The organism is Luteimicrobium sp. NPDC057192 (genome assembly GCF_042670205.1).
Taxonomy (GTDB): domain Bacteria; phylum Actinomycetota; class Actinomycetes; order Actinomycetales; family Cellulomonadaceae; genus Luteimicrobium.
This window is the reverse complement of record NZ_JBHUWD010000012.1, coordinates 1-14657: the sequence shown is the minus strand read 5'-3', so window position 1 is coordinate 14657 and position 14657 is coordinate 1. Positions and strand designations below refer to the sequence as shown.

The following is a 14657-nucleotide window of genomic DNA, read 5'->3' as shown; positions in this document are numbered from 1 at the left end:
GATTCGAAGCCGCCCGCAACCGACCGCGCCACCCGCGACCGCGACCGGGGCCGGGGCCGGGGCCGTCAGGCCGACGCGCGCACCTGGAGCGTCGGGGCGAAGACGCGAGACCGCGCCGGGGCGCCCGGCGCCGCGACCCGCTCGACGAGCAGGTCGACCATCGCCTCGCCCATGTCCTCGAGCGGCTGGCGGACCGTCGTGAGGGCGGGCCGCGCGTAGCGCGCGGGGAACGAGTCGTCGAAGCCCACGACGGCCACGTCCCCGGGCACCGCGCGGCCCGCGTCCGTGAGCGCGTGCAGGGCGCCCACTGCCATGAGGTCGTTGGCCGCGAAGACGCCGTCGAGGTCGGAGCGCTGCTCGAGGAGCTCGCGCATGGCCTGCTCGCCCGACTCGACGGTGAACGTCCCGGTGACGACCGGGACGTAGCTGTGGCCGTGGCGCGCCATGCCCTCGAGGAAGCCGGCGAGCCGCTCCGCCGCCGCGGGCACGTCGAGCGGCCCCGAGATCACGGCCGGACGGCGCACCCCGCGTCCGACGAGCCGCTCGGCCGCGAGCGCCGCCCCCTGCCGGTGCCCGACGTCGACCCAGTCGGCCCGGACGCCGTCGGGCGGGCGCGAGAACGTGACGACGGGGTGCCCGGCGTCGACGAGGAGCCCGGGCAGCGGGTCGTGGGGCGCGGTCGAGATCAGGAGCGCGCCGTCGGCACCGCGTCGCGCGAGGAAGGCCTCGACACGATCGCGCTCGGAGTCGGACTCCGCGAGCATGAGGACGGGGTGCAGCTCGCGCCGCGAGAGCGCTCTCACCAGCGCACTGGAGAGCCGCCCGAAGAACGGATCGCCGTAGACCTCCTCCGGGCTCGCGTCGTGGTCGACGCCGACGCCCGAGACGACGATCGCGACCGACCCGCTCTGGCGCGTGACGAGCGACCGCGCGGCCGTGTTCGGCACGTAGCGCGTGGTCGCGACGGCCTTCTGGACGGCTTCGACGATGTGCGGCGCGACCCCCGGCTTGCCGTTGACGACGCGCGACACCGACGCGCGCGACACGCCGGCGACGCGCGCGACGTCCTCGAGGGTCGGCATCGCCGCGTGCTGCAGATCGTCGGTCACCCCGACACGATATCCCCAGAGAGCGCGATCCCGATGCAGCGCCCGTGCTTCGGGATCGAGAGCTCGCAATGCTTGACACCCCGGCGACCACCGGGTGAAACTCGGAGACGGCGGAGAGCGCTCTCTGAGCTCTCCGCCGCAGGGGAAGTACCGACCCGCTGCGGCACCGATGCCGCGGCGGCGCAGCACAGATACAGGCAGCACCAGCTCGACGGAGATCTGGGTGTGCGGCACGCCGCGCCGCAGCTCGCCGCGGGCTGGCCCCATCCAAGGAGCCGCATGTCCCCCACCCTCACCGCGCATCCGCGCGTCCGGAGGCGCGCAGCCGCAGCCCTCGCGGCCGCAGCGCTCGTCCTGGCCGGCACCGCGGCGCTCGCGCCCCGCGCCCACGCCGCCGACCCGGTCCTGCTCTCGCAGGGCAAGACCGCGACCGCGTCGTCGTTCGAGAACGCCGACTACTACAAGGCCTCCTCCGCCGTCGACGGCGACGACACGACCCGCTGGTCGTCCGCGGCCAAGGACGGGCAGTGGCTCCAGGTCGACCTCGGCGCCACCGCGAGCCTGTCGCGCGCCGAGATCCACTGGGAAGGCGCGTACGCCGACGGGTACAAGATCCAGGTCTCGGCCGACGGCTCGACCTGGGCCGACGCCTACACCACCACGTCCTCCGACGGCGGCTCCGACACCGACACGCTGTCGGGTTCGGGCCGGTACGTCCGCGTCCTCGCCACCCACCGCGCCACGGGGTACGGCATCTCGATCTACGAGCTGCGCGTCTACGGGACGCCCGGCGGGTCGGGCGGCTCGGGCGACGGCGGGACGGGGAGCTCCGGCACCGGGACGCTCCTCTCCCAGGGCAAGACCGCCACCGCGTCCACGACCGAGAACGCCGACTACTACAAGCCCGCGTTCGCCGTCGACGGCAAGGCCGACACCCGGTGGTCCTCCACCGCGGCCGACGGCCAGTGGCTCCAGATCGACCTCGGCGCCACCGCGACCCTCTCGCGCGTCGAGCTCGACTGGGAGAACGCCTACGCCGACGGGTACAAGATCCAGGTCTCGTCGGACGCGAGCACCTGGAAGGACGCCTACGCGACCACCACGGGCAAGGGCGGCAAGGAGGTCGACGCCACGACCGGCGCCGGGCGCTACGTGCGCATCCTCTCCACCCACCGCGCCACCGGCTACGGCATCTCGCTCTACGAGGTCCGCGTCTACGGCACCGGCGGCGGCACGACCGACCCCGGCGACGGCGGCGGCACGCCCGGCACCCCGACGGACGTCACGGGTCCTCTGACCAGCGCGAGCGTCGTCAAGGTCACCGGTGGCAACGGGAGCTGGCAGCTCACGGTGAACGGGCAGCCGTACACCGTCAAGGGCATGACCTGGGGGCCGTCCGCGGACCAGGCCGAGCACTACATGCCGACCTTCGTGAAGCTCGGCGCCAACACCCTGCGCACCTGGGGAACCGGCGCGGACAGCAAGCAGCTGTTCGACGTCGCGGCCAAGTACGGCGTCCGCGTGGTCGCCGGGTTCTGGCTCGGCCCGGGCGGCGGTCCCGGCTCGGGCGGCTGCCCGGACTACGTCAACGACGCGTCGTACAAGTCGTCGTCGATGACCGACATCCTCAACCAGGTCAACACCTACAAGAGCCACCCCGCGGTGCTGATCTGGGACGTCGGCAACGAGTCCGTGCTCGGCCTCCAGAACTGCTACTCGGGCGCCCAGCTCGACGCGCAGCGTGCCGCCTACACGACGTTCGTCAACGACGTCGCGAAGGCCATCCACCAGGCCGACCCGAACCACCCCGTCACCTCCACGGACGCCTGGGTGGGCGCGTGGGACTACTACAAGAAGTACTCCCCCGACCTCGACCTGCTCGCCCTCAACTCGTACGGCGCCGTCTGCGACGCCGCGGCGTACTGGAAGCAGGGCGGCTTCAACAAGCCGTACATCCTCACCGAGGGTGGCCCGGAGGGTGACTGGGAGGCGCCGAAGGACGCCTTCGGCCTGCCCGACCAGGGCACCGACCAGGACAACGCCGACGGCTACACGAACTCGTGGAAGTGCCTCATGAGCCACACGGGCGTCGCGCTCGGCGGCACCCTGTTCCACTACGGCATCGAGGGCGACTACGGGGGCGTGTGGTTCAACGTCCTCCCCGGCGACAACAAGCGCCTGTCGTACTACGCGGTCGCCAAGGCGTTCGGCGGCTCCGCCGCGCAGCCCGGCGTCAACACGCCCCCGCGCTTCGCGTCGATGAGCGTCGACAACGCCGCCGCGGTGCCCGCGGGCGGCAAGGCCACGATCCGCGCGAACGTGACCGACCCCGACGGCGACGCCATCACGTACCACACGTCGCTCAACTCGATCGGGATCGACAAGGCCACCGGCACGCAGGAGGTCCCGTTCACGCAGACGTCCCCGGGCGTCTTCCAGATCGACGCCCCCAGCCGCCCCGGCGTCTGGAAGGTCTACGTCTGGGCCGAGGACGGGCACTCGAACGTCGGCGTGCAGACCGTCGACATGCGCGTCGTGCCGCCGGCCGTCGCCGGGACGAACATCGCCCTGCACAAGACGGCGACCGCGTCCTCGTTCGACCCGTACAACGGCAACTGGTCCCCGGGCCAGGTCGTCGACGGCGACCTGTCGACGCGCTGGGCGAGCAACTGGGACGACGACGAGTGGATCCAGGTCGACCTGGGCTCGGTGCAGTCGTTCCACGCCGTGCAGCTCGTCTGGGAGTCCGCGTTCGCCAAGGGCTACCAGGTCCAGGTCTCGAACGACGGCAGCACGTGGTCGACCGTCAAGACCGTGACCGACGGCGACGGCGGGGTCGACACGCTCGACGTCGCCGGGTCGGGCCGCTACGTGCGCGTCCACGGCACCCAGCGCGGCACCGCCTACGGGTACTCGCTGTACGAGCTGGGCATCTACCAGTGACCCGCTGCTGACGTCCCGGGTGCCGCGCGCCGTCGCAGGCGCGCGGCACCCCGGACCGAGGCGGCACGAGGAGAGGAGCACCATGCGCACCAGGAGAACCAACCGCACGGCCGTCGCGGTCGCCGCGACGTCCTTCGTCGCCGCGGCGTCGGCGGTCGCCTTCGCCCTCGCGGCGTCCGCGAGCGCCGCACCCGGGGCGGTGCCGGCGGCCGCCCACGGCATGGCGGGCATGCACGACATGGCCGCCATGCAGACGGCGGCCGACACGCAGCAGGCCGTCGCAGCCCCCGCGGGGGCCGCCGCGGCCGCCGCTCCGTCGAACATCGCGATCGGCAAGACCGCGTCCGCGTCGTCGGCCGAGGGCGCCGACTTCGTCGCCTCACGGGCCGTCGACGGGAACGCGTCGACCCGGTGGGCGAGCCAGCAGTCGGACGCCCAGTGGATCAAGGTCGATCTCGGTGCGACCGCCACGATCGACCACCTCGTCCTCGACTGGGAGGCCGCGTACGGCAAGGCCTTCACGGTCCAGGTGTCCGGCGACGACAGCACCTGGACGACCGTCGCGACCGTCACGGGCGGCACCGGCGGCGACCAGACGGTCGCCGCTGCCGGCTCGGGCCGGTACGTCCGGGTGTCGTTCAGCCAGCGCGGGACCGGCTACGGTTACTCGCTCTACGAGCTCCAGGTGTTCGGCGTGGGCGGCAGCGACCCGGCGCCGTACAACCCGCGCCCGCTGCCCGACGCCCCTCCCGGCGCCGACACGACGGTCACGCACCACGAGTTCCAGATGAACTGCACGGTCAACCACACGCTGTTCGACGACCCCCTCATCCTGCCGGGCAAGCCGGGGGCGTCGCACAACCACTCGTTCATGGGCAACCTCGACACGAACGCCTCGTCGACGCCCGAGAGCCTGCTCGCGGGCTCGGGGACGAGCTGCACGGTCGGCCAGGACAAGTCGGCGTACTGGTTCCCGACGATGTACCGGGGCGACGGCCAGATCATCTCCCCCGACCTCCAGACGATCTACTACAAGTCGGGGATCGTCGACTACAAGAAGGTCCACCCGTTCCCGGCGGGGCTCCGCTTCTACGCGGGCAGCCCGATGTACACGGCGGACCAGTTCAAGAACGCGCCCGGCACCGTCGAGGGCTGGGAGTGCGGTGACTCGACCAAGAACTGGACGATCCCCGCCTACTGCGCCCCCGGCTCGCAGCTCAACGTGCGCTACCAGGCGCCGAGCTGCTGGGACGGCATCCACCTCGACACGGCGGACCACCGCAGCCACATGGCCTACCCGGTCAACGGCGAGTGCCCGACCGACCACCCCGTGCCGGTCCCGATGATCGAGATGAAGATCAGCTGGCCCGTCAGCGGCGACATGAGCGGCGTCCACCTCGCGAAGATGACGATGGCGGACGGTTCGGTCATGGCCGTGAACTGGCACTACGACTTCATGAACGGCTGGGACCAGACCGTCCTGTCCGCGCTCACGCAGCACTGCATCAACGGCGGTCTGCAGTGCACCCCCCACGGCAACGACATCTACAAGCCGTGGGCCGGCACCGTCCTCGACGACGCCGGCAACCTCGTCTGGCAGCCCGCCTGACACCGGGACGGGCGCCGGGGGCCACGTCGCGTACTTCGCGTGACGAGGCCGTCGGCGCCCTCCCCGAGCCACCGCGGCGGCGAGAACGAGCTCGCCGACGCACCACCTGCACCGTCCGCACCATCCGCGACCAGCTCGACGACGATCTGACTGCACCGATCGGGACGCACCCCCCGGTAGGGCTGGCTCACGCTCTGAAGGAGCCACTCATGCACCACCCCACACCATCCCGGCACGCGCGTGCCCTGACCACGCGGGCACGCTCGCTCCTCGCGGGGGCCGCCGTCGGCGCGCTCACGTGCGGCGTGCTGTCCGTGCCGCTCGGCGCCGCCCACGCGGCCGACCCCGTCCTGCTGTCGCAGGGCAAGACGGCGACGGCGTCGTCGTTCGAGAACGCGGACTACTACAAGGCGGCCAACGCCGTGGACGGCGACGAGGGCACCCGCTGGTCCTCGACGGCCACCGACGGCCAGTGGCTGCGGATCGACCTCGGAGCCACCGCGACCCTCTCGCGGGTCGAGCTCGACTGGGAGAACGCGTACGCGGACGGCTACAAGATCCAGGTCTCCACCGACGGCTCGACGTGGACCGACGCCTACGCGACCACCTCGTCCGACGGCGGCAAGGACACCGACGCCGTCTCCGGGTCCGGCCGGTACGTGCGCGTCCTGTCGACCCACCGCGCCACGGGCTACGGGATCTCCCTGTACGAGGTCCGCGTCTACGGCACCGCGAGCGGGACGACCGATCCCGGCGACGGCGGAAGCACCGACCCCGGCTCGGGCGGCGGCACGTGCGACACGAACGCCGCCCTCGGCAAGCCGGCCACCGCGTCGTCGACGGAGAACGGCGGCACGCCCGCGAGCAACGCGGTCGACGGCAAGGCCGACACCCGCTGGTCCTCGGCCGCCTCCGACCCGCAGTGGATCCAGGTCGACCTCGGCAGCAGCAAGCACGTGTGCGGCGTCGAGCTCGACTGGGAGGCCGCGTACGGCAAGGCGTTCCAGGTCCAGACGTCGGGCGACGGGTCCGCCTGGACCACCGTCTACCAGACCACGAACGGCACGGGCGGCACCCAGAAGCTCGCCGTCGACGGCTCGGGCCGGTACGTGCGCGTCCTCGGCTCCGCGCGCGGCACGGGCTACGGCTACTCGCTCTGGGAGCTCAAGGTGCTCACCGGCGACGGCGGCACCACGACACCCCCCACCGGAGGAGCCGTGCAGCCCGCCGACCCCGCGAACCCCGACTTCGGCCCCAATGTCCACGTCTTCAAGCCCACGGACGACAAGTCCGCCGTGCAGAACACGGTCAACGACGTGTTCAGCCGCCAGGAGACGAACCAGTTCGGGACCGAGCGCGACCAGCTCCTCTTCCTGCCGGGCACCTACGACCTGCAGGCCAACATCGGGTTCTACACGTCGATCAGCGGCGCGGGTCTCAACCCCGACGACGTGAACATCAACGGTGGCGTGTGGGTCGACGCGCAGTGGTTCGGGGGGAACGCGACCCAGAACTTCTGGCGCTCGGCCGAGAACTTCGCCGTCACCCCGTCGACCGGGCAGGCTCGCTGGGCCGTCGCCCAGGCCGCGCCCATGCGGCGCGTCCACGTCAAGGGCGCCCTCGCGCTCGACTCGTCCGCGTACGGCTGGGCGTCCGGCGGCTACATCGCCGACTCGAAGGTCGACGGCAAGGTCACCTCGTACACGCAGCAGCAGTGGTACATGCGCGACTCGTCCGTCGGCTCGTGGGACGGCGCGCTGTGGAACCAGGTCTTCTCCGGCGACCAGGGCGTCCCGGCGACGTCGTTCCCCAAGCCCGCCGTGACCACCCTGCCGACCACGGGCGCCGTCCGGGAGAAGCCGTACCTGTACTGGAAGGACGGGAAGTGGGCGGTGTTCGTGCCGAGCCTGCGCTCCGGGACGACCGGCGTCACCTGGCCGAACACGCCCGGCAGCTCGCTCAGCCTGAGCTCGTTCTACCTGGCGCACGCGAGCGACTCGGCCGCGACCATCAACGCCGCGCTCGCCCAGGGTCTCAACGTCCTGTTCACGCCCGGCGTCTACCACCTCGACCAGACGCTGAACGTCACCCGGCCGGACACCGTGCTCCTCGGCCTCGGCATGGCGACGATCATCCCCGAGAACGGGGTCGTCGGGCTCAAGACCGCCGACGTCTCCGGCATCAAGGTCGCCGGGCTGCTGTTCGACCAGGGCACCACGAAGTCGCACGCCGTGATCGAGCTGGGCGACTCCGGCAAGCACACCGACCACGCGGGTGACCCCCAGTCCCTGCAGGACGTGTTCATCCGGGTGGGCGGCGTCGTCGCCGGCAAGACCGACAACGGCATCATCGTGAACGCCGACGACACGATCATCGACCACATCTGGTCGTGGCGGGCCGACCACGGCGCCGGCGCCGGCTGGACGTCGAACACGGCCGACTACGGCCTGGTCGTGAACGGCGACGACGTCAACGCGTACGGTCTGTTCGTCGAGCACTACCAGAAGTACAACGTGCTGTGGAACGGCCAGAGGGGACGCACGATCTTCTTCCAGAACGAGCTCCCCTACGACCCGCCCAGCGCTGCCGCGTGGTCGCACGACGGCGAGGTCGGGTACGCCGCCTACAAGGTGTCCGACGGCGTCACCCAGCACGAGGCGTGGGGGCTCGGCTCCTATTGCGTGTTCACCACCGACCCGTCCATCGAGGTCACGAACGGCTTCGAGGTGCCGAACGCCCCCGGCGTGAAGCTGCACTCGATCTCGACGGTCTCGCTCGGCGGCCAGGGCTCGTACGCCCACGTCATCAACGGCACCGGCCCGCGCGCGGCGGGCACCGACACCGTGCCGGCGACGGTCACGTCGTACGGAGGCTGACGCCACCGGTCACACACCGACGCAACGAGCCGGCGGGACCCGTCGCACCTGCGCACGCAGGGCGGCGGGTCCCGCCGGCTCGTCGTCGTCCTGGGCCACGGCGTCGCCGCTCCCGGCGTCAGCGCTCGCGTCAGTGCTCCGGGGTCAGCACGACCTGGCCGGCCCACGTAAAACCGCCGCCGAACCCGAACAGCAACGCCGGGACGCCGCTCGGGATCTTCCCGCCGTGCCACCACTTCGACAGCCCCAGCGGGATGCTCGCCGCCGACGTGTTGCCCGACTCGGTGATGTCCGTGACCACGATCTTGTCCTCGAGCCCCAGGCTCTTCGCGAGCGGCTCGATGATGCGCAGGTTCGCCTGGTGCGCGACCAGCACCTCGATGTCGTCGAGCTGCAGCCCGGCCTTGTCGACGATGCCCCGCGCGCGGTCCGCGGCCTGGGTGATGGCCCAGCGGAACACCGCCCGGCCGTCCTGCGAGAACCGGTCCACCGGCGCCTCGATCCGCACCGACTCCGCCAGCTCCGGCTCCGAGCCCCACACGACCGGGCTCACGCCCGGCTCGTCCGTCCCCTGCACGACGACGGCGCCCGCGCCGTCCGCCGTCAGGATGCACGTGCTGCGGTCGGTCCAGTCGGTGACGGCCGTGAGCTTCTCGGCACCGATGACGACGGCCGTGCGAGCCGAGCCGGCACGGATCGCCTGATCGGCGAGCCCCAGCCCGTACGCGAAGCCCGAGCAGGCCGTGTTGATGTCGATGATCCCGGGGCCCACGACGCCGCGCACGGACTCCGGCGGCACCTCGCCGCTGCCGCCGCGCACGGGGACGTGGCCGGTGCGCAGCGCGTAGGCGACGCGGCCGGCGGTGTTGGGGCTGGCGTCCCGTGCCGTGGTCGTCGCGACGATGACGAGGTCCACGTCCTCGCCCGGCACCTGCGCGTCGTCGAGCGCGTGCCGCGCGGCCGCGGCGGCCATGTCCGCGACGGCGACGTCGTCGGCCGCGACATGACGCGTGACGATCCCGGTCCGCGAACGGATCCACTCGTCGTTCGTCTCGACGAGCTTCGCGATGTCGTCGTTGGTGAGGGTCTTCTCCGGCTGGTGGTGGCCGAGCCCGAGGAGGCGCGTGCCTGCGGAGCCGGTGACGGTGCGCAGCGAGGGCATGGACCGATCATCCCGGACGTCGGGCTCAGGCCCAAACCTCGGCGTACGCGGGGGTGTCCGGTCGGTGTACATCTCGGGCCCCTCTCGGGCCGGCGGGGGCGATCGCGGGCTGGGTGCGGGGCCAGGGGTTGTGGCGGGGTGCGGGCGACGGGGTGGTGGCGCGCGGTCTCCCCAGCGAACCCGGGCGAGGTCCCGTTCCCCGAGTGCCGCGCCGGGCTTCGCCGAGTGCGACCTTGGGTCCGCCGACGGTGACGTTCTGTTCGCCGACGGTGACGTCCCGTTCGCCGACGGTGACGTGCGGTTCGCCGACGGTGACGTGCGGCGGCCGACCACGTGATCACCCACCCGGCTCGTCGCCGACCATGACGTTGCCCACCGTGGCGGCGCTGAACGGGTGAGCAACCACCTGCTCGGCACGACGACAGCGGGCAACCGCATGTTGGGCGCACGCGTGCACCGGGCTCGGGCTACCAACCGGGCGGGGCAGCTCCGGGCCGAGCACGGTTTTGCGCACCGACCCCGGCCACGGCAGCGGGGGTCGGTGAGCAACCGGTCGAGCGGGCGGGGGCGGCGAGGTGTCGAAGGACGTCAAGGAGTGCGCACGGCCCCCAGGGCCGAAGCACGACAGTCCGAGACAGCTCACCGCGCCCGCCCGCGGAACTCGACCACCACCGCCCACGTCACCCTCGGCGAACCCAACGTCACCCTCGACGAACGTGGCGTCACCCTCGGCGAACGAGGCGTCACCCTCGGCGAACGGGCGGCGCCGACTCAGGCGTCGATCGTCTTGCGCGCTCGGGTGACTCCGTCGACGACGCGCGGGTCCGTACCGAGGCGGCCCGGGAGGAGGCCCGGGAGAGACAGGAGCGCGGCAACGGTCGCGGAGGTGTCCGTCGACGCCTCGACGAGGGCACGGAGCTCGTCGACGCGCGGGTCGTCGAGGGGGGCGCCCGTGCGGAGCGCCCGCTCGACGAACGCGGCCCAGGCGGCGAGCCCGACGAGGACGCCGTCGGCGGGGAGCTCGGTCGCGTCGGTGGCGGCGAGGCCGGTCAGCGTCGGTCCCCAGCGCAGCGGGATCTTCTGGGTGCCGTCGCTCGCGACCTGCCGGGTGAGGTGACCGGTCGCGGGGTTCGCGAACCGTTCGAGCACCTGCTCGGCGTAGGCCACGAGGTCGAGGTCCGGGCCGCCGCCGGACGACCTGTCCGCGTCGAGCGCCGAGCGCGCCTCCGCCTGGAGGGCGCGGGCGTGCACGGCGAGCCGCGGGTCGCGGACGGCGTCGGCCATGGTCTCGTGACCGGCGAGCGCGCCCGCGTACGCGAGCAGCGAGTGCGTCGCGTTGAGCAGGAGCAGCTTGGCGTCCTCGTAGGGCGTCACGTCGTCGACGAGCTGGACGCCGGCCGCCTCCCACGCGGGTCGCGGCCCGGCGAAGCGGTCCTCGATCACCCACTGGGCGTACGGCTCGCCGACGACCAGCGCGTCGTCGTCGGCGCCGAGGAGCTCGCGGGCGACGGCGCGGTGCGCGTCGGTCGTCGCGGGGACGATCCGGTCGACCACCGAGCTGGGGAAGGTGACGGCGTCGTCGAGCCAGCGCGCCAGCCCGTCCGTCGCCCCCCGGAGGTCGGGCCCGGCGGCGGACCCGATCGCCTCGACGGCTTCCCGGACGAGGCCCTCGAGCACGCGACCGTTCGCGGCGACGTTGTCGCACGACACCACGGTGAGCGGCTCGCCGCCTGCCTGGTGGCGGGCCCACAGCCCGCGCACGAGCAGCCCGATCGCGCTCGCGGCGGGCGGTTCGTCGACCGGGTCCCCGCCGACGACGAGCGCCCGCACCACCGCGTCCCGGTCCGGCGCGAACGCGGCGACGTCGAGCCCGCCGCCCGGCCTCCGCAGGTAGCCCTTCTCGGTGATGGTGAGCGTGACGACGTGGGTCGTCGGTGCGGCGATCGCGGCCAGCACCCGGGCGACGTCGCCGCCCGGCCCGGGGTGGACGGCGTCGAGCACGCTCCCGATCACGCGCAGCGACCGTTCGCGCTCGCCCAGGGTGAGCACGCCGTAGAGGCCGTCCTGCGGGCGGATCTGCCGCACGACCCGGTCCGACCGCTGCGTCACGCCGAGGATGCCCCACCGGTCGTCGCCGGCCGCGGCCGCGGCGTCCTCGGTGAGGACGGCCTGATGGGCGCGGTGGAACGCGCCGATGCCGAGGTGCACGATCCCGACCTGGCGCGGGCGCGGCGCCGGGCCGCGGACCGCCGTCGGGAGGACGGTCCGTGCGTCGAGCCGGCTCACGCGGAGACCGTCCCGGTCGAGGCCCGCACGACGAGCTCGGTCGGCCGCACGACGTGGCCCGCAGGGCCGTCCGGTTCGCGGAGCCGTTCGACGAGCAGGTCGAGGGCCGCTCCCCCGACGGCGCGAAGGTCGGTGCCCACGCTCGTCAGGGGCGGCGAGGCGAGGGTCGCGACGAACGTGTCGTCGAACCCGACGACGCTGACCTCGGCGGGCACCGCGATCCCGCGCTCGCGGAGGCGCTGCTCCACGCCGAGCGCGACGAGGTCGTTGTACGCGACGACGGCGGTCGCCCCCGCGCCGGTCGCGAGGTCCGCGGCGGAGTACCCGCCCTGGACGTGGGGCCGGAACGCGCCGAGGTCGACGATCTCGACGGACCGGGCGCCGTCGCCCCCCGCTGCCGCGCGCTGCAGCCCCTCGCGGCGCATCCGGTCGGACCACGAGGTCGCGGGTCCGCCGACGTACGCGATCCGGCGGTGCCCGAGCGCCCGCAGGTGGTCGAGCGCACGGACGGCACCCGCGACGTCGTCGGCGGTCACGGACGGCACGCCCTCGATGCGGCGGTTGACGAGCACGGCGCGCCCGGGCTGGGTGCTCGCGACGAGTGCGAGCAGGTCGTCGTCGGTGCCGCGCGGCGACGCCACGATCACGCCGTCGGTCTGCCGGAGCAGCGCGCGGACCTCGTCGGCCTCGCGCGACGCGTCCTCCTCGACGTCCACCACGAACACGCCGTACCCGTGCTCCCGGGCGCGCGCCTGCACGCCCTTGGTCACGGAGGCGAAGTAGGGGTTCTCGAGGTCCGGCACGACGACGCCGAGCGTGGCCGTCCGTCCGCTGCGCAGTCCCGACGCGGCCCGGTTGGGCTCGTACCCCAGGTCGCGCGCGGCGGCGAGCACGCGGTCCCGGGTGGCGGACGCGACCCGCGAAGGCTCGGAGAGCGCGCGGGACACGGTCGAGATGGACACGCCGGACGCGCTGGCGACGTCACGCACGGTGACCACGGGCGACTCCTCGGCTCGTTGGGAGGGCCGGCGCACCGACCCTGTGCGAACGATTGTAGACACCACGAGGCGCTTCCCACGCCCAGGAGCGTGCGCTACTGTGCAAACGTTCGCAGGACCGCGTGCTCGACGAGGAGGTACCGATGGCGACAGAGTCGACCACCACCATCCGCTGGACCCTCAGCGACGACCGTGCGCTGCCCGCCGAGCCCGGCGTCCGGGCGCTCGCCCGCGAGATCTACGCCGCGACCCGGGCCCTACCGATCGTCTCGATGCACGGCCACGTCGACGCGGGCCTCCTCGCGTCCGACCGCCCGTTCGGCGACCCCGCGGACCTCTTCGTCACCCCCGACCACTACCTCACGCGCCTGCTCGTCTCGCAGGCCAACTCGCCTCGGGGCGTCCCCGGTGTCCGCGACGTCGGCGACCTCGGCGTCCCCCGTGCGCACGGGTCCGACGACGTCCCCGCGCCCCGCGAGATCTGGCGCCGGTTCTGCACGGGCTGGCCGCTGCTGCGGGGCACCGCCACCCGCTACTGGCTCGAGCACGCGCTCGTCGAGGTCTTCGACGCCCCGGTCCGCCCGTCGGCGGAGACCGCGGACCTCCTGTTCGACCACCTCGTCGACCGGCTCGCGACCCCCGAGATGCGCCCCCGCGCCCTGTTCGAGCGGTTCGGCATCGAGCTCCTCGCCACGACGGACCTGCCGTCCTCCCCGCTCGCCGACCACGCCGCCCTGCGCCGGGACGGCTGGGGCGAGCGCGTCGTCCCGACGTTCCGGCCGGACGTCGTCGTGCGGGTCGACCATCCGCACTGGCGCGCCGAGCTCGAGGCGACCGCCCGCGCGGCCGAGCTCGAGGTCACGGGCTACGCCACCTACCTGGAGGCGCTGCGGCGCCGCCGGGCCGCGTTCGTCGCGGCAGGCGCCCGCGCGACGGACCACGGCATGCTCAGCACGGGAAGCACGCCGCTCGAGGCCGCCGACGCCTCACGCATCTTCACCGCCGCGCTCCGCGGCGAGGCGAGCGCCGCGCAGGCCGACGCGTTCGCCGCGCACATGCTGTTCGAGATGGCCCGGATGTCCAGCGAGGACGGGCTCGTCATGCAGGTGCACCCGGGCGTGCTGCGCGACCACGACCGCCGCGTGCGCGCCGCGTTCGGCACGGACCGCGGCTACGACATCCCCGTCCCCACCGACTACGTGCACGGCCTGCGCCCGGTGCTCGAGGCGTTCGGCCACCACCCGCGGTTCCGCATGATCGCGTTCACGGTCGACGAGACGGCGTTCTCGCGCGAGCTCGCGCCGCTCGCCGGCGTCTACCCCGCGCTGCGCGTGGGCGCGCCGTGGTGGTTCCTCGACGCCCCCGACGCGATGCGCCGGTTCCGCGAGGCCGTGACCGAGACCGCGGGCTTCGCCAACACGAGCGGGTTCGTCGACGACACGCGCGCCTTCTGCTCGATCCCCGCCCGGCACGACCTGGCGCGCCGCACCGACGCCGGCTACCTCGCGCGCCTCGTCGCCGAGCACCGGCTCGAGCTCGACGAGGCGGTGGAGACCGCCGTCGACCTCGCCTACCGCCTCCCGCACGAGTCCTACCCCCGCCCCACCGCCCCCACCCCCCGCTGAGTGCGTAGTTCTTGTGCGACCCGCCCGGCGTGTCGCACAAGAACTACGC

At 73.2% G+C, this 14657-nt stretch carries 8 protein-coding genes; 4 read left to right on the top strand and 4 right to left on the bottom strand.

Annotated elements, in window-relative coordinates:
- Positions 1-65: 65 nt before the first annotated feature.
- The gene (locus ACFT5B_RS07815; RefSeq protein WP_386797428.1) at positions 66-1109 is read right to left on the bottom strand and encodes a LacI family DNA-binding transcriptional regulator; all 1044 of its coding nucleotides are present in this window, start codon (positions 1107-1109) and stop codon (positions 66-68) included.
- Positions 1110-1388: 279 nt separating this feature from the next.
- On the opposite strand from ACFT5B_RS07815, the gene ACFT5B_RS07810 reads away from it, so the two are divergent.
- The 3 genes from ACFT5B_RS07810 to ACFT5B_RS07800 all read left to right on the top strand — a co-directional run bounded on the left by ACFT5B_RS07810 (position 1389) and on the right by ACFT5B_RS07800 (position 8537).
- Complete coding sequence (locus ACFT5B_RS07810; protein ID WP_386797427.1) at positions 1389-4052, top strand: discoidin domain-containing protein; 2664 nt, start codon at positions 1389-1391, stop codon at positions 4050-4052.
- A gap of 82 nt (positions 4053-4134) precedes the next feature.
- Positions 4135-5661, top strand: a complete 1527-nt coding sequence (locus ACFT5B_RS07805) for a DUF1996 domain-containing protein (RefSeq protein ID WP_386797426.1) — start codon at positions 4135-4137, stop codon at positions 5659-5661.
- Positions 5662-5870: 209 nt separating this feature from the next.
- Entirely contained in the window at positions 5871-8537 is a 2667-nt protein-coding gene (locus ACFT5B_RS07800) for a discoidin domain-containing protein (RefSeq protein ID WP_386797425.1), read from the top strand.
- Between the two features lie 130 nt (positions 8538-8667).
- On the opposite strand, the gene ACFT5B_RS07795 is transcribed toward ACFT5B_RS07800, so the two are convergent.
- The 3 genes from ACFT5B_RS07795 to ACFT5B_RS07785 form a co-directional block, all read right to left on the bottom strand.
- The gene (locus tag ACFT5B_RS07795; RefSeq protein ID WP_386797424.1) at positions 8668-9699 is read right to left on the bottom strand and encodes a 3-oxoacyl-[acyl-carrier-protein] synthase III C-terminal domain-containing protein; all 1032 of its coding nucleotides are present in this window, start codon (positions 9697-9699) and stop codon (positions 8668-8670) included.
- Between the two features lie 771 nt (positions 9700-10470).
- A complete protein-coding gene (locus ACFT5B_RS07790) occupies positions 10471-11985 on the bottom strand; it encodes a mannitol dehydrogenase family protein (protein ID WP_386797423.1) in 1515 nt (504 codons plus the stop codon).
- The gene (locus ACFT5B_RS07785; protein WP_386797422.1) at positions 11982-12983 is read right to left on the bottom strand and encodes a LacI family DNA-binding transcriptional regulator; all 1002 of its coding nucleotides are present in this window, start codon (positions 12981-12983) and stop codon (positions 11982-11984) included. The genes ACFT5B_RS07790 and ACFT5B_RS07785 overlap by 4 nt, the downstream gene beginning before the upstream one ends.
- A gap of 143 nt (positions 12984-13126) precedes the next feature.
- Between ACFT5B_RS07785 and uxaC the strand changes: the two genes are divergently transcribed.
- Entirely contained in the window at positions 13127-14608 is a 1482-nt protein-coding gene (gene uxaC / locus ACFT5B_RS07780; protein ID WP_386797421.1) for a glucuronate isomerase, read from the top strand.
- Positions 14609-14657 lie beyond the last annotated feature (49 nt).